At 62.3% G+C, this 15,840-nt stretch carries 16 protein-coding genes; 8 read left to right on the top strand and 8 right to left on the bottom strand.

The genetic code is table 11. The features are described 5' to 3' along the window. Complete coding sequence (locus CYA_RS10130) at nt 1-483, top strand: hypothetical protein (RefSeq protein WP_011430968.1); 483 nt, start codon at nt 1-3, stop codon at nt 481-483. Here the strand turns inward: CYA_RS10130 and CYA_RS10125 are convergent. Then, nucleotides 459-1,010 carry a hypothetical protein gene (locus CYA_RS10125; protein WP_041438491.1) on the bottom strand — a complete coding sequence of 184 codons (552 nt, stop codon included), beginning with the start codon at nt 1,008-1,010 and terminating at the stop codon, nt 459-461. The genes CYA_RS10130 and CYA_RS10125 overlap by 25 nt on opposite strands. Nucleotides 1,011-1,157: 147 nt before the next feature. On the opposite strand from CYA_RS10125, the gene CYA_RS10120 reads away from it, so the two are divergent. Beyond that, entirely contained in the window at nt 1,158-2,141 is a 984-nt protein-coding gene (locus tag CYA_RS10120) for an acetyl-CoA carboxylase carboxyltransferase subunit alpha (protein ID WP_011430966.1), read from the top strand. A gap of 9 nt (nt 2,142-2,150) precedes the next feature. Here CYA_RS10120 and CYA_RS10115 read toward each other — a convergent pair whose 3' ends face one another. Further along, nucleotides 2,151-3,914, bottom strand: a complete 1,764-nt coding sequence (locus CYA_RS10115; RefSeq protein ID WP_011430965.1) for a phospholipase D-like domain-containing protein — start codon at nt 3,912-3,914, stop codon at nt 2,151-2,153. 311 nt (nt 3,915-4,225) lie between these two features. On the opposite strand from CYA_RS10115, the gene CYA_RS10110 reads away from it, so the two are divergent. The 3 genes from CYA_RS10110 (at nt 4,226) to CYA_RS10105 (ending at nt 6,648) form a co-directional block, all read left to right on the top strand. Continuing rightward, a complete protein-coding gene (locus CYA_RS10110; RefSeq protein ID WP_228375274.1) occupies nt 4,226-4,618 on the top strand; it encodes a fasciclin domain-containing protein in 393 nt (130 codons plus the stop codon). Nucleotides 4,619-4,675: 57 nt separating this feature from the next. Next, nucleotides 4,676-4,852 (top strand): hypothetical protein, encoded by a 177-nt coding sequence (locus CYA_RS14815; protein WP_011430963.1) that lies wholly within the window; start codon nt 4,676-4,678, stop codon nt 4,850-4,852. A gap of 293 nt (nt 4,853-5,145) precedes the next feature. Further along, on the top strand, nt 5,146-6,648 hold the full coding sequence (locus CYA_RS10105; protein WP_228375273.1) for a GTP-binding protein: 1,503 nt from the start codon (nt 5,146-5,148) through the stop codon (nt 6,646-6,648). A gap of 51 nt (nt 6,649-6,699) precedes the next feature. Here the strand turns inward: CYA_RS10105 and CYA_RS10100 are convergent, their stop codons facing one another. The 3 genes from CYA_RS10100 to infC all read right to left on the bottom strand — a co-directional run bounded on the left by CYA_RS10100 (nt 6,700) and on the right by infC (nt 9,795). Continuing rightward, nucleotides 6,700-8,631, bottom strand: a complete 1,932-nt coding sequence (locus CYA_RS10100) for a serine/threonine-protein kinase (RefSeq protein ID WP_011430960.1) — start codon at nt 8,629-8,631, stop codon at nt 6,700-6,702. A gap of 126 nt (nt 8,632-8,757) precedes the next feature. After that, nucleotides 8,758-9,222, bottom strand: a complete 465-nt coding sequence (bcp, locus tag CYA_RS10095) for a thioredoxin-dependent thiol peroxidase (protein ID WP_011430959.1) — start codon at nt 9,220-9,222, stop codon at nt 8,758-8,760. A gap of 15 nt (nt 9,223-9,237) precedes the next feature. Beyond that, on the bottom strand, nt 9,238-9,795 hold the full coding sequence (gene infC / locus CYA_RS10090) for a translation initiation factor IF-3 (RefSeq protein WP_011430958.1): 558 nt from the start codon (nt 9,793-9,795) through the stop codon (nt 9,238-9,240). Nucleotides 9,796-10,091: 296 nt separating this feature from the next. Between infC and CYA_RS10085 the strand changes: the two genes are divergently transcribed. From CYA_RS10085 to CYA_RS10075, 3 genes are all read left to right on the top strand, one after another. Next, nucleotides 10,092-10,358, top strand: coding sequence for a hypothetical protein (locus tag CYA_RS10085; protein ID WP_011430957.1), 267 nt, complete (start codon nt 10,092-10,094; stop codon nt 10,356-10,358). 9 nt (nt 10,359-10,367) lie between these two features. Beyond that, nucleotides 10,368-11,780: an aspartate ammonia-lyase gene (locus tag CYA_RS10080; RefSeq protein WP_041438484.1), complete on the top strand. Its 1,413-nt coding sequence runs from the start codon at nt 10,368-10,370 to the stop codon at nt 11,778-11,780. Between the two features lie 83 nt (nt 11,781-11,863). Then, nucleotides 11,864-13,246: an MFS transporter gene (locus CYA_RS10075; RefSeq protein ID WP_011430955.1), complete on the top strand. Its 1,383-nt coding sequence runs from the start codon at nt 11,864-11,866 to the stop codon at nt 13,244-13,246. Between the two features lie 22 nt (nt 13,247-13,268). Here the strand turns inward: CYA_RS10075 and CYA_RS10070 are convergent, their stop codons facing one another. From CYA_RS10070 to CYA_RS10060, 3 genes are all read right to left on the bottom strand, one after another. Further along, complete coding sequence (locus tag CYA_RS10070) at nt 13,269-13,724, bottom strand: hypothetical protein (protein WP_011430954.1); 456 nt, start codon at nt 13,722-13,724, stop codon at nt 13,269-13,271. 156 nt (nt 13,725-13,880) lie between these two features. Continuing rightward, nucleotides 13,881-14,945: a chlorophyll synthase ChlG gene (chlG, locus tag CYA_RS10065; RefSeq protein ID WP_071813560.1), complete on the bottom strand. Its 1,065-nt coding sequence runs from the start codon at nt 14,943-14,945 to the stop codon at nt 13,881-13,883. A gap of 83 nt (nt 14,946-15,028) precedes the next feature. Next, complete coding sequence (locus tag CYA_RS10060; RefSeq protein WP_099812963.1) at nt 15,029-15,835, bottom strand: phytanoyl-CoA dioxygenase family protein; 807 nt, start codon at nt 15,833-15,835, stop codon at nt 15,029-15,031. Nucleotides 15,836-15,840 lie beyond the last annotated feature (5 nt).

Below are 15,840 nucleotides of genomic sequence, written 5' to 3'. Positions count from 1 at the left end.
ATGCCCCTGCTTTCCCCTCTGCGCCTGCGTCGTCTGGCTCGGCAAGAACAACTGAGAAACCGGCAGACCTTGATTACTTTCCAACTGGGCTCCTACTGCTTCGGCCTCCCTGTTGATCGGGCGCGGCGAGTTTTTAGCTGGGCAGAGTTTCAGCTTGCTCAGGAGGGCGGCCCCCAGCTTTTGGATACCGGTCGTTTGTTGCTGGGCCGAGGGATCCCTTTTCAACCGGAAGGGGTTATTCTGTTGCAGCCAGGCAGTTCTGAGGACGGATTGTCCGACCAGATCGACAACCCAGAAACAGGGGCTCTGCCCATTCCCACTCAGCCCCTCCTGCGCCGCCTGACATCCTCCCAGTTGCAGCCTCTCCCCAGCCGCTATGCAGCTCAGGCCCGCCAAAGGGGTATTGTGCAGTGGATCCCGCCAGTTGAAGGTCAGCTCCCCCTGTTGGTGTTCGACCCTCATCTCTGGCCTGCCTGTTCTTGAGAAGCGAGAAGGGGCAGTTGCAGCTCTGGATTCTCCACGCGGGTTAGCTCCCAGCGAAAGGGCTCCCCACCCCGTCGCTGCCAATTCAATTGGAAGGGTTGCTCCAGCGCATTCACCTGATCTCGCGTCAGGTTGGCCAAGGGGCCGCCGGAGCCCTCGATAACAAACCAGAGGGTGGCCCGTCCTTGGCGACTGGGATCCCCTAGGTCGAGCTGCACCTGCAGCGCTTGGGGTTGGAGGCGCAAGCGAAAAAATTGGCCGAAGATCTCGCGGCTGTAGGCCAGCGCCCGCTGCTTGTTCAGGCCCCAACCATCGCTATAGGCCTCAGATACCAACATCTCCACCTGATCCCAGTTGCGCTGCTCCACCGCCCGCAGCAATCTCTCCGTGTGGACGCGGATTTGTCGCTCAGGCCGCCCGTAGTGCCAAAAGGCTCCCACCCCGATAGCCAAGACGACGGATCCCACTAGCCCCCAGCGCAGCCAGGGGGGAAGGGGGGCAGAGGAGGAGTGGGAGGAGGAAGACACGGGTTTAAGCAGAGCCAGAAAAGGGCCTTCTCTAGCTTAAAGAATCTGGATGTGAGAAGATCAACTTCCAGCCCTAAGCGGGCTGCCACCCCAGAAGCTGGGGCAAGCTGTCGCAGCCGCCAGATCCCAACGCGAATGCCGACCGGTATGACCAAGCCCACCGATCGCCTGCTGCTGGAGTTTGAGCAGCCTGTTGCCGCCCTCGAACAGCGCATCCAGGAAATTCGCGCCTTGGCCGAAGAAAACGACATCGACGCCTCTGAGCAGATTCGCCAACTAGAGGCCAAAGCCGAAGAGCTGCGCCGCGAGATCTTCAGCCAGCTCACCCCCGTAGAACGGCTGCAGGTGGCCCGCCATCCCCGCCGCCCCACCACCTTGGACTACGTCCAGACCATCTGCGACGACTGGTTTGAGCTGCACGGGGATCGCCACGGCCAAGACGATCCGGCCATCGTCGGCGGCCTGGCCAAACTGGGGGATCAGCCGGTGATGATCCTCGGCCACCAAAAAGGCCGCGACACCAAAGACAACATCCACCGCAACTTCGGCATGCCCAACCCCGCCGGCTACCGCAAAGCCCTGCGGCTGATGGAACATGCCCACCGCTTCGGCCTGCCCCTATTGACCTTTATCGACACGCCGGGGGCCTACCCAGGGGTTAAGGCAGAAGCCGAGGGCCAGGGGGAAGCGATCGCCACCAACCTGCAGACCCTGTTTCGGCTGGAGATCCCCATCATCTGCACCGTCATCGGCGAAGGGGGATCCGGGGGGGCTTTGGCCATTGGCATTGGGGATCGCATCTTGATGTTTGAGCACGCCGTCTATTCGGTGATCTCGCCGGAAGGCTGTGCGGCCATCCTTTGGAAAGATGCCAAGAAAGCGCCGCAAGCAGCGGCAGCCCTGCGCATTACCGCCCAAGACCTGCTGCAGCTAGAGGTCATTGACGAGATCTTGCCGGAGCCGGTTGGCGGCACCCACCGCGCCCCCCTGGAAGCTGCCCAGACGCTGAAAGAAGCTCTCCTGCGGCATCTCAAGGAGCTATCTGCTCTGAGCGGGCGGGAGCTGCGGGAGGAGCGCTACCAGAAGTTTCGCCGCATGGGGGCCTTTCTGGAGCTGGCTCAAGAGAGCTAGACCGGATCCCTACCAGGTGACCCGATCCCGCAGTTGCTCAATCCGGGCCGGCCCGATGCCCTTGACCCGCTGTAGATCTTCCAAGGAGGAAAAGGGACGGGCCTCGATGATGCGCTGCGCCAGGGCCGGGCCAATGCCGGGCAACTGCTGCAGCTCTGCTGCGGTGGCGGTGTTTAAGTTCACGCGGGAAGCTTGCGGGGTAGCGGGCTGGGAAGGGGATCCCCTGTCAGGAACGGAGATCACCTCGACTTCCAGCAGCTCCGGCTCTGCTTCAGATGAGGAGAGGGCGACGGGGACAGGGCTGGGGCAGAGGCGGGCTCTCTCTTCCGCCTGTTGCTGCAGGCGGCGGCTGGGGCCAAAGCGGGCCTCGGCAATGAGCCGCTCGAACTCGCGCACAAAGTGATCCACCACCCGCTCATTACGGATGATCAAAAGGTTTTCGTCGTTGATGTGGTTGGCCGCCATTGACCAGTTGTGGGATCCGGTGATCACCGTGGCCTGAGGAGTGCCGGGATCGACGATGGCGAACTTGTGGTGCAGCTTGTCTCCCGGGGCGAGGTTGGGCACGCCCACGGATGAAGCGGGCACTGTCCAAGGCAGGCGGGCCGCGTCCACCCGGCAGTTTTCGTCCGGGAGCAGCAGCCCCCACATCTCCAGGGTGCGGCTGTAGTCGCGAAAGGCAAAGCCGGGATCGAACACGCCGCGGATCAGCACGTTGCGCTCCTGGCGCAGTTGCCTGAGCTGGTTGGCAATGCCTGAGTCCGTAAAGACGAACAGGGCCAGATCCACCTGCTGCTGCGCTTGGGCCAGGGTGGCCGCGATGATGCCGTTGGAAGTGGCCTCGTAGGGCAGGGAGCGGCTGCTGGGAGAAAAATGTACCCCCACGATGGCATCGCCAAGGTAAACCGTCTCCAGGGGACGCTTGAGCTTTTGCACCCCGAAGCGGCTGTCGGGCAACCCTCCCGGCCCATCTCCCCACATGAGGTTGAACTCCTCGGTGTAGAGGCGAGCCAGCTCGGGGCTATCCAGCAGCAGCAGGTGGTTGGCGTTGCCCACACTGCCGGGGGCATCGAAATCCCCGTGGATATCGGAGAGGGTAAAATTGGCCGATCCGGTCAGCACCCGCTGCCCGTCGATAATCACAAACTTGTGGTGCATCAGGCCGCTGCCCTTGGAGCCGTCGGCGGTGTCGTCCAGCCAGGGCACCTGCCCCCCATCGAGCAGGGCATAGACATCCCGCGTGGCGATCTCTTCTGGGGAGAGGCGCCCATCCCGGTTCACATCCACCAAGTTGCGGTACTCCTCGTACTTGCGGCGGCTGCGCTCGTCCAACGCCCGCACTTGGTCAGGGGTGAGCTGGTGCCAGGCCCGCACATAGGTATTTTCGGTAATCACCCGCACCGGGATCCCGGCCTGGCGCCGCTCGGCCAGGGCCTGGGCAATCAGGGGCAGGTTCAACTCTTGCACCGCCACATCCAGCGACTGCTGGGCGGAGCGGATCTGGGAGAGGATCAGCTCCTCCAGGTTGTAGCCGTAGCGATAGACCTGGCGATAGGGATCCCGATAGGTGCTCTCGCGGCTTTGGTTGAACGCCACCCGGATGCGGGGGTGCTGCGGCAGAGGGGCCAGGGTGGGCAGCTCTGGCTCTTGGGGATAAGGCCGAGGTCGGGGGCCCACCCAGTAGCCAATGGCCACCAGGAGCAGCAGCAGGGCAGCCCAGGGCAGCCAACGACGCAGTTGCCGCCGCCAAGATGGGATCCCGATCCCGTTCATCCCCTTTCTCCCCTCCAGCAACCACACCCAGAATACCGAACTTTACCGTAGCCACTTCTACGCAAAAGTGACCCCTGCTCTGCTCTAGGGCCACCCGTGCGAGAACGGCTTTTGACCCTAAGATGGAGACGAATGTTTTGAGTTATTAACTTTTGTTATGAATCGCAAAGCCCTCACCCTTGGACTGACGGCGGCCACCTGCTTGGCCTTGGTCGGTTGTGACAGTTCCAGCAACGATACAGCCATTGCCCTGCCGACGCCCACTCCGACTCTCTCTCCCAGCCCTACGCCGCTGCCCAATATCGTCGCCGTTGCCGCTGCTAACCCTAACTTCCTTGGTGACGGCCCTGCAGGCAGCGGGCTTGGTGGGGGCTTTGCAGCAAGAAGGCCCCTTCACGGTCTTTGCTCCCACCAATGCTGCCTTTGCCGCTTTGCCCCCTGGCACGGTGGAAGCCTTGCTGCGGCCTGAGAACCGGGCAGAGCTGGTGCGCATTCTCACCTACCACGTGGTTCCCGGCTTGGCCCCCTCCAGCGCCCTCAGATCCGGCCAGCAGGTGACGACTTTGCAGGGATCCCCTGTCACTGTCACCCTTCTTGAGGGCGGACGGATTCGCATCAACAACGCCAACGTGATCACCGCGGATATTCAAGCTGCCAACGGCATCATCCACGTCATCGACACCGTCTTGATCCCACCTCGCTAAGGCTTCAGGCATTATTAAGAAAGAAGATCAAGTCCGGCAGTGATTGGGAGGCCCAGCGTGGAACGGCCCAAGTGGGTAGCCATTATGACGGGAGCTTTGGCCATTGCCCTGGGGGTGGGCTATTTGTTGTTGGTGCAGCTATTGGACTACCGGGGGGGCGAGTTTTTGCCAGCGCCGCTGGAGCCGCCGGCGGTTTTGCCAGGGATCCCTGGCCTTTTTGGCCACTTGGGCTGAGGGCGATCTCGATTGGCGTTTTCTGTCTTCAGCTTCTGGTTTTGCCGGTGGGTAGCTGTTCCTAAACAAAGCTTCTTGCAAAAACTGTATGCCCAGCTACAGCTAGCCCTATGCTAGAGAAGCGGCTGCGGAGCCCGCTTGCGCCGGGGTTGCCAGCGGAGAGGGTTCAGCCGTCCTAAATTCGCGAACGCTTCTCTCGCCTTTGCAGATCTCTAGACTAGATAGATCTTCAGGGTTTGCCTGGGGATCAGGATCTGTTCCCGATTGGGCATTTGGGCAAGCTGTGGGTTGGCATGGTGTTGTCGCGCTCCACTTGGCTGTGGTTGTTGACGGGGCTGGGCTTGGCGGCTCTCAGCCAATACCTGCAATGGGTTGAGGGCATCTACAGCTTTGTGGCTCCCTATTCGGTGCCGCTGGCGGATCTGGCGGTGGCCGGCATCCTGGGCGGAACAGTGGCGGCAGGGCTGGTGGCACGCCATTGGTGGCAACAGGTTCGCCGACCGCAACAGGATCCCACCCCAGCGGCTAAGCCGCGGCGGCGGGTTAAGTTGACGCGGGATCAGGTGCAAGCAGATCTGCAGGATGTCGATCGCCTTATCCAGAAGCTGCAGGACGACATTAGCCGTCGCGCCTTGCAGGCCAAGGCGCGGGAGATCGATCGACGGCTGGCCCAGGAAGAATTGCACCTGGTGGTGTTCGGCACCGCTTCTGCCGGCAAAACCTCTCTCATCAACGCTCTGCTGGGGCAGCCTGTGGGGGAAACCGCTCCCACCCTGGGCACCACCCAGCAGGGATCCATTCACACCTATCAACTGGAGGGCTGGAGTGGCCCCATCTCCCTCACCGATACCCCTGGCCTGCTGACCATCGGCGGCGCCGGCGAGGCGGAGGCCCGCGCCCTGGCCCAGAAGGCGGATCTGTTGATTTTGGTGGTGGCTGGGGATCTGCTGGCCTCAGAATATGCCGAGCTGCTCGAGCTGGCCCGGCTGGGGAAATCCACCATCCTGGCCCTTAACAAGACGGATCAGATGTTGCCGGAGGAGGTGGAGATCATCTTGGCCCACCTGCGCCAGCGCACCGCCGGCGTCATTCCCCCTGAGCAGGTGGTGGCCATTGCCGCCGACCCGGAGCCCTTGAAGGTTCGCTACTGCTTCCCCGATGGCTCCAGACAAGAAACCTGGGAGCCGCAGCCCCCCGATACAGGCGCCCTGGTCCAGCAGATGGCCCGCCTGCTGCAGCAAAAGGGATCCCATCTGCGCCTGGCCAACGCCCTGTTGCAAACCCAAACCTTGAGCGAGGCCGTCCAACAGGCCCTGCGGGAAGAGCGCTACCACCAGGGTCGCCAGATCGTGGAGCGGATGCAGTGGGCCACCGCTGCTGCCCTGGCCGTGACTCCCCTTCCGGCTTTGGATATGCTGGCGGGGGTGGTCATCCAGGCGCGCATGATCGGGGAGCTGCATCAGGTGTTCGATCGCCGCATCACCCTGCAGCAGGCTCAACAAATGGCCCACAGCCTGGCGCAAATGATCGTGCAGCTTGGGGGACTGGAGCTGGCCACCCAGGCCCTGGGCTCTGCCCTCAAAGCCAGTCCCTGGATGCTCATGGGGATCCCGCTGCAGGCGGCCAGCGGAGCCTATCTGACGCGGGTGGCGGGGCTGAGCTACCTGGAGTGGCTGCAATCGGGGGATCCCTGGCAAGAGGAGCTCCTGCAAGAGCGGCTCAAGCAGCAGCTTCACAGCCGTTATCCGCTGGCCTTTCTCAAGCAATTGGCTCGCCAAGCCCACTCCAGCAGCTAGCCGAACAGCCCAAGCTCAGCTAGGGCCATTTCAAAAGCAAAAAACCCGTCGCTAGCCCAAAGCAACCCCCTCGGCGGCATGGCCATTCGCCGGCAACTGGTTGAGATCCAACTGCCAAAGCTGAAATTGCTGCGGCTTCCCGGCCTTGGGCACTTGCAGCCAGACCAGTCCCCTTTGCCCCACCTGCAACACCTCGGATCCGACGGGCACGGCCACCTGGGCCAAGGGATACCCCCCCTCGCTATACAGCCAGAGGGAAGAGAACTCCTCCCCCTCGCGACACAGGAGCAGCACGCCCCAAGGGGCCTTGGCCATTTGCAGGGGCCACCCCTTCAAAAACCAGCGGCGCAGCCGCAGCGGGTTGACCTGCACCGAGCAAAGGTGGGGGCAGCATCCCTGGCCTCCTCCATCCCCGCCGGCAAAAAGCAGCCGCTCCCCCAAGCTGAGCACTCTCCCCCTGGGATCCAGGGGTAGGCGATAGCGCAGCGGCTGGGAGCCCGTCTGCGGAGGCCAGGCCGCCGGATAGGGCAACACAGTCATTTCCACCCACTGCCGCCCCAATCCCGCCAACAGCACCAGATGCTCCGAGAGAGCCAGCAAGCGGAGCAGGGATCCCGTTGGCACCTGCCAAGGCCAGCGAAAGTAGCAGTGGAACTCCGGAAAAGGTTGAGCTACGGTTGGCCCAGCCGGCAGCCATTGCACTGCCCCAATTTCTTTGGCAGTGGCCCAGACCAACTCCTGCCGCTCCGCCAGCCAGGTGGCTCGCCAATCCTCCGCAAAACTCAGCAAGGTACGGACGCGCGCGGGACTCAGGTGCAAAAGGTTGCTTTTGGAAAAAGCCAAAGCCTCCGGGAAGCTCGGCAAGGGCAGCACTTGCTGCAACGGTTCGGCCAAGGAGAAACAGGCCAGAGGCGGCGCTCCTGAGGCAAGGGTCTGCAGATCCAGCCACTCCAGCCGCTGAGGGGTTACCCGCAGCAGCAGCGGGGATCGGGAGCCGCTCGGATCTTCACAGATGCAGAACTTTTGCTCAGGCAGGGACTCCCTCCCGCCCTCGCCAACAAAACCCGGATCCGGCAGATCCCAGACCTGCAGGCCGGGAGGTGACCGCCTGGACAGGCGAGGGCCGACCCAACAACCGGCTGGCTCCTGCCACTCCCGGGCAAAGGTTGCCAGGGCCGAACGCATCTGGGCCGCGGTGCGAAACCGCCGCAGGGGCAACTTGCGCAACGTGATCTCCAGCAGTTCCTGCAGCGGGGCCGGGATCCCTTCCGGACAGACAAACGGCTGGTTGAGGTGGGCGTGCATCAACTGGCTGGGGGAGCCGGAAAAGGGTCGCCGGCCCGTCAACAGCTCCAGGAGGATGATCCCCACCGCGTAGAGGTCAGAAGCGGGGCTGAACTGGCCGTAGAACCGCTCTGGCGCCATGTAGGCGGGGGAGCCGGTGGCAGAGATCTCGCCGGGAGCAGGCTGGGGGTGACGAGCGATGCCAAAGTCCGTCAGCTTCAGTTGCCAACCCTGGGGCGTGGGCTTGAGCAAGATATTCTCTGGCTTGACATCGCAGTGGATTACCCCCTGTCGATGGGCATGATCCAAGCCGGCCAAGATCTGATCCACAAAGCCCAAAACCTGCTTGACCGGCAGCCACAGCCCCCGCTCCACCTGGTCGATCAGCTCCCGCAGCGTGCCCCCTTCGCAGTACTCCAACACCAAATAGCGCCCCTCACGGGCATGTTCGAGGGCGTAGCAGCGGGTGATGTTGGGGTGGTTCAATGTCAGCAGGTAGCGCAGCTCCCGCAGCAGGTTGGGGGTGGGAAAGCGCTCTGCCGGCAGCTCCTTGAGGGCCACCAGATCCCCCCCGTGGCGGGGCCGGGCACAGAACACGCGCCCATACTGCCCTTGGCCGGCCAAACCCAAAATTTGGTAGCTGTCGTGAATCGACTTGGTGGTACGGGTGCGTCGGGACACGGCCCCAGGGGAATCCATACCGGCACCTTGTATCGTTATATCCCCTGCCCGCTCTCTTCTTGTCCTAATCTCGGCACGGGAACGCTGGACACCTAGGCACCTTTGCCGACAGGGCTGCTCCCCCTGCACCCCCCAACAGAGAGCTTAGGAGCCGGTTAACTGCTTGAGCAGCTCCGCCGCGTGAGCCTCCACCTTGACCTTGGTGATGATGGCCTCGATCTTCCCCTCCGGATCGATGACAAAGGTGGTGCGGTGAATGCCGTTATAGACTTTGCCCATAAACTTTTTCGGGCCATAGACGCCGTAGGCGCTGGCCACCTTGGCCCCCTCGTCCACCAGCAGCGGAAAGGGAAGCTGCAGTTTTTGGGCAAACTTTTGGTGGGAACGGGCGTCGTCGGCGCTCACCCCCAAGACGTGGATCCCGTGCGCCTGATACTCGGCGTAGGCATCGCGAAAGCCACAGGCTTCTCGGGTGCAGCCGGGAGTGTTGTCCCGCGGGTAGAAGTAGAGCACCACCCGCCGGCCCCGCAGCTGGCTCAGGCTGACCAAATTGCCCTCGGCATCGGGCAGGGTAAACTCCGGCGCCGGATCCCCAACAGCAAGAGCCATAGACGGGATCCCTCCTCAGGTGGATTTTTTGGGGGAGAGGATCATCGTGATGTTTCGCCCTTCCTTTTGGGGGGGCTGCTGCATTTCCGCCACGCCTTCTAGGTCTTTGAACAAGCGCTGCAGCAACTCTTCCCCCAACTCGGCGTGCTGGGCCTCGCGACCGCGAAACATCACCGTGGCTTTTACCTTGTCTCCATCCCCCAAAAACTGCTGAGCGCTGCGCAGGCGGACGTGGTAGTCGTGCTCGCCGATGTTGTAGCGAAACTTCACTTCCTTGATCTCGGCGGTGTGTTGTTTTTTGCGGGCCTCCCGTTCTTTTTTCTCCTTCTCAAACTTGAACTTGCCGTAGTCCATGATGCGGCAGACGGGAGGATCCGCCTTGTCGCTGACCAAGACCAAGTCCAGATCTTTTTCTTCGGCCAGGCGCAGGGCTTCGCGCGGGCTCATGATCCCCAACTGGGTGCCATCGGTGTCGATGAGGCGAATTTTGGGGAAGCGGATGCGCTCGTTGATGGCCGGCAGCTCTGCGCGCTGCTTGCGGGGCAAGCGGTCAAGTGGACGTTCTACGGACAAGTTTTCCTCTCTGTGAACAACAACCTAGATGGTAGTACTCAGAGAATAGCAGCCTCTTTTGCGCCGTTGCTGGCCGACGGACTTGCACCCCCAAGTGGTCTATCGGCCAGGAGGGCAAGGCATGCTGCACCTATACTAGCCGGCATTTTTTGTTTTCTTCTAGGGGTTCGCCGACCCACTGGAAGGAAGAAGGATGCTGGATTGGGGCAGCAACCGCGGTAGGATAACCAAAGTGGCGCTCCTGCCGGTGAGAGGGCAGGGGGGGGCTTGTTTTCCGGTTAGCAGGGAGGGCAAAAGTGGTGCAGCTCGGTTTAACGGAACGGGAACTGAAAGAGTTGGCCCAAAAGTCGGTGCAACTGATCCTGAGCCCGCGAGAAGGAGATAGCGAGGCGCTGGCTCAGTACAAAGCCTCGGCCGAATTCCGGGCAGGAGTTCATCTGGCCTGCGCGGCCATGGTGCTCGTCTTGGCGGAAAACAACGAGCGGATTAGCCAGCAGTTGGCTGCTCTCCAGGAAAAGGGATCCCTACCTCTACAGGAACCTTCCCAAAAACCTGCCAGCTAGAGCTGTGCCATGGTTCCAGAGACAGACCCACTGCAAGTGCGCAGCGAGCGGGACGCGATGGGGGAGCGGCAACTGCCGCAGTCGGTGTACTACGGCATCCAAACCGCCCGCGCCCTGGAGAATTTTCCCATCAGCGGCCTCAAGCCGCTGCCGGAGTACGTGGAGGCCTGCGTGCTCATCAAAAAAGCGGCGGCGGAGGTCAACGGCGAGCTGGGCTGCATTCCCCCCGACGTGGCCAAGGCCATTGTCCAAGCGGCAGACGAGATCCTCCAGGGATCCCTGCGGGATCAGTTTGTGGTGGATGTGTACCAGGCCGGGGCGGGCACCTCCCACCACATGAACGTCAATGAGGTGTTGGCCAACCGCGCCCTGGAGATCCTGGGAGAGCCCAAGGGGCGCTACGAGCGGGTCAGCCCCAACGACCATGTCAACTACGGCCAATCCACCAACGACGTCATCCCCACCGCCATTCGCCTGGCGGCCCTGCTGCGGGTGCGGCGGGATCTTTTGGGCACGCTGGACAACCTGGTGGCGGCGCTGGAGCAGAAAGCACAGGAGTTCCACGGCATTCTCAAGGCGGGCCGCACCCATTTGCAGGATGCTGTCCCCATAAGGCTGGGAGATAGCTTCGGCGCCTATGCGGCCATCTTTGCCCAGCACCGCCGCTGGATCGAGGAGGCCAGCCAGGCTCTGGGCAGCTTGGGGCTGGGGGGCAGCGCCGTCGGCACCGGCCTCAATACCCATCCCCAGTACCGGCAAAAGGTGGTGCAACGGCTGGCAGAGTACACCCAGTTGCCCCTTACCCCGGCCCCCCATCCCATGGCGGCGATGCAGAGCATGGCCCCCTTTGTGCACCTGTCGGGATCCCTGCGCAACCTGGCCCAAGATGCCATCAAAATGGCCAACGACCTACGCCTGATGGATTCCGGCCCCAAGACTGGCCTCAAAGAGATCCAACTGCCGCCGGTACAGCCCGGCTCCTCCATCATGCCCGGCAAGTACAACCCGGTGATGGCCGAGATGCTGAACATGGTCTGCTTTCAGGTGATCGGCCTGGACACCGCCATTCTCCTCGCCGCCCAGGCAGGCCAATTTGAGCTCAACGCGATGATGCCGCTGATTGCCTATAACCTCCTGCATAGCTTGCAGATCCTCAACAACAGCCTGCGCGTCTTTACCGAGCGCTGCGTCCGCGGCATCACCGCCCAGGCGGATCGCTGCCGCAGCTATGCTGAGGGGACGCTGGCTTTGGTGACTGCCCTCAATCCCTACATTGGCTACCTGCAGGCGGCAGAGGTGGCTAAGATCTCCCTGGAAACCGGCAAGCCCATCCGCCAGATCGTGTTGGAGCGCAACTTGATGAGCCCGGAACAGGTGGCCAAGGCGTTGAATCTGGAGGCGATGAGCCAGATGCGCTCTTAGCCCCTCCGCGAAAAGGGCAATTAGCCCTCTCGCCTGCCCCTTCCCCCTAGACTAAGTAAGACTCTCCTTTGCCAAGGCAGGCCATGACCGGAGAACGACTGAGCTTGCGGACGAAGCTGGCCTATGGGGTGGGGGATCTGGGCACGGGCATGACGGCCAATATCCTCATCTTTTTCCTGCTGCCCTTTCTCACCAATACCGTCGGCATGGCGGCAGGCTTGGCCGGCAGCATCTACGCCATCACCCGCTTTTGGGATGCCGTCAACGATCCCATCATCGGCATCCTCAGCGACCGCACCCGCAGCCGTTGGGGCCGTCGCCGCCCCTGGCTGCTGTTTTCGGCCATCCCCTTTGGCCTGACTTTTGCAGCTCAGTGGTGGATCCCTTTTCCCGGTCAGATGGGCCCCCTTTTCGCCTACTACCTGGCGGTGTCCCTGCTGTTCAACACCTTTTATTCTGCCGCCAACATCCCCTACGCCTCCCTGACGGCGGAGCTAACCCAGGATTACGACGAGCGCACCCGGCTCAACCAATTTCGCTTTGCCTTCTCGGTGGGGGGCAGCATGGTTGCCGTGGTTACCTTTCCGCTGCTGTTTAACCTGCTGCCGGATCGGGCTGCCGGCCATCTGCTGGCGGGGGCTTGTTTTGGGGCCATCTCGGCTGTGCCCCTGCTGCTCTGCTTTTGGGGAGTACGAGAACGTTTTCAATCCCAACGGGATCCGCTGCCTCTGCTGCAGCAACTGCGGGTGGCCTTCAGCAATCGCCCCTACCTGTTTGTCAGCGGCATCTACCTGTGTTCTTGGCTGGCCTTTCAGTTCACAGCCACGATCATCCCCTATTTCATCGTCTTCTGGATGGGCCTGCCCGAGGTGTGGATTTCTCTGGTGGTGTTGGCGGTTCAGAGTGTTGCCGTGCTGACCCTGTTTGCCTGGACATGCCTGAGCGCTCGGCTGGGCAAGCGCGCCATGTACCTGATCGGGGCGGGGTTTTGGCTCATCTCGCAGGCGGGCCTATTTTTCCTGCAGGCCGGCCAGGAGCGGCTCATGATTGCACTAGCCCTGTTGGCAGGGATCGGGGTTTCCGCCACAGTGTATCTTGGCCCTTGGTCAATGCTGCCGGATGTCATCGACCTGGACGAGCTGCACACTGGGGAGCGGCGGGAAGGGATCTTCTATGCCTTCATGGTGTTCTTGCAAAAGGTGGGCCTGGCGCTAGGGCTGTTTTTCGTGGGACAAGCTCTGGATTGGGCCGGCTTTATCCCTTCGGTGGCCGGAGAGGCCCCACCCCTCCAGCCAGAATTGGCCTTGCTGGCCATCCGCCTCGCCATCGGCCCCCTGCCGGCAGTGGCTTTAATCGGTGGGATCCTGCTGGTGTGGCTGTACCCCATCACCCGGCAGCGCCACCGGCAGATCCTAAGGGAATTGGAGGCAAGACGAGCGGGAGCTGCTCCTGAGGGATCCCCTTAGACAGGGGGCCGCTTCCCGTCTGTCAGTTGAGGATGATGCGCAAGCCACTGCCGGAGGGCTGCACCGGCTCGGAGTTGGGCAGAATCCGCAGGCCGCTGCCGGAAGGCTGGATCACAGGGTTGTCAGTATTGACGAAGAAGGTGTTGGAGCGGCCATCCCGCTCGTAGACCACCACGTCGTTGGGGTTGAACTGGGAGCGGCAGATGATGGGAGAGTTGTCGGCAGCGGTGGCGGCGCTGCAGCGGTAGCCAGGGGCAGAGACCACTTGGCCCTCTGCATCGAGGGAAAAAGGAACTCCCCCAGGCGGGATCGGAGCCAAGAGCGGCTGGTCGGGGTTGAGGATGACCGAGCCACCGGTGCTGGGTTCGACCAGGATCCCGCGCCCGTCGATGACGATCCGCTGGGCTTGTGCAGGGACGACCGCCCCCAAGAGCAGAGCCAGGCTGAGGCTGAGTTGGAGGGGAATAGACAGCTTCATCGGATATCTCCTTTGGCCCAGGGCCATCCCACTTTTTGGGATCCATCGGCCATCCCCGATGGGATCCTGACTTGATCTTGGCCCAGGCAGAGGGAGCACCCCAGGGCGGAAGCCGTCACCTCGGTTGCCAGGATGGGCACTTTGGCCTCGGCTCGACTACCCCAGCCCCAAGCGGCCCAGCGCCAGCCCCACCACCAGCATGCCCAACACCAGAAAAGGCTGAGCGCTGGCCTGGTATTTGACGTCGTTGTTGAGGGGATCCCGCAGCAGGTACATGTCTTGGAAGGTGATCTGCGGGATAATCAGCAGCACCAAAATTGCGGCGTAGAGCTTTAGGCCAGCTCCCAGCAAAAACGAGGCCATGCCGAACTGAAACAGGTCGATCATCAGCGCCGCGATCCAGGCCGCCCCCATCGCCCCAAACATCACCGGCAAGGAGGCGAGGCCAAATTGTCTATCCCCCTCCATGCTTTTGAAATCGTTGACCACGGCGATCCCCAGGCCGGCCAAGCTGTAGATCAGGGTCAGAATGCAGATTGTCCAGTTCAGCTCGCCAAAGAGGGCATGTCCCGTCCACCAGGGCAGGGCGATGTAGCTGGCCCCCAGGGCGTAGTTCCCCAGCCAGCCGTTGCGCTTTAGTTTCAGGGGCGGCGCCGAGTAGATGTAGGCAATTAGGGCTCCCGCCAGGGCAATGCAGGTGATCACCGGAAAGTCGTGGCCGGTGTACCAATCCAGGGCATAGGCCAACGCCAGCCCCAGGATCAGCAGCACCCAGATTTGGATGACCACCCGCCGCAGGGAGATGGCCCCGGAAGGGATGGGGCGATAGGGCTCGTTGATGGCGTCGATGTCGCGGTCGTAGTATTCGTTCAGGGTCTGGGTGTAGCCCGTCATCAAGGGGCCGGCCAGGATCATGCCCACCAAGATGAGGGCCACGTTTTCCCAAGTCCAGGTGAAGTGGCCGGAGGAGGCCGCTCCCGGAATCAGGCCCCACACCAGCGGGATCCAGGTCACGGGCTTCATCAGTTGCAGGTGGACTTGCCAAACGGAGCGAGACTCCACCTCTGCCCCTTTCATGCCCAAGAGTTGGCGGACACGCCGGGCGGCGGATCCCTTGTCGGCTTCAGGAGCCGGGGCGGTTTCTGCGCCAGGACCCACAGCAGGGGCCATTTCGTCTGCCGTCGGCGCCCAAGATGGCTCTTGAGAGGTGCTTTCGCTCATGGTGGGGTGCGCAATCAAACTTCAACAACGGGGATACCCACCCCCATTCTGAGGCATCTTCCCACATTCCTCAAAACTTTCCTCTACACAATCTGCGCTGCCACGAATAGGGAGTGGTGCTGGGCCGGGATCCGCTCTTTCTCGGCTGCCGGGATCACCAGGGGGGGCTGTCGGGTATAGTTGACGGGATCCCGGAACCAAGGTCGGCTGTAAGTGTTGTAGAGGAGGGGCCGGGGAGCAGCAGAACGATTGGCCCGGCCCAGGTGAATCAAGCGGTAGTCGAACAGCAGGCAGGATCCCTTGGCCAGCGGCGGATCGACAAAGGGCATCTGCCGGGCCAGCTCGGTGTAGTGGGCCTCGAAAACAGCGTGGCTGCCAGGCCAGAGGCGGGTCATGCCGTTCTCTTCGTTGACCTCCACCAGCGGGATAAGCAAATTCAGGGCATAGCAGGGGACGATGGCATCTAGAATTGCGTCGCCGAAGAGGTGGGAGAGATCCCGGTGAACCTGTTGGTCGGCGGATCCCGGCAGAGAAACTACCACCCCCAGCCCGCTCAGGATCAGGCTTGATCCCAAGATTCGCTGCAAGATAGGCAGGATTAAGGGATGGGCATAGAGCAGGGGATCGTTAAAGGGCCCCTCCAGGCGCACCGTCACCATCACTCGTCGATTGCCCACCAACAGGGCGTCGGGGTGGTTTTCGTGGGTGCAGTAGCGGCTGTAGGTGGTCAGAAAGCTACTGTGTAGCTTGTCGATGAGCGCCGTGGGGAAGATCTCCGGCAGCACCAGGTAGCCCTCGGTGGAAAACAGGTGAAACGCCTGCTCTACGGTCTCTGGATCCGGCTGCCGGCGCTCCCGCTCGGCATGGCTAAAGTGCACCTGGGCTAACACGAGCC

Source organism: Synechococcus sp. JA-3-3Ab (genome assembly GCF_000013205.1).
Classification (GTDB): Bacteria; Cyanobacteriota; Cyanobacteriia; order Thermostichales; family Thermostichaceae; genus Thermostichus.
The sequence above is the reverse complement of the archived record's forward strand: the minus strand, read 5'-3'. Positions and strand labels throughout refer to the sequence as shown.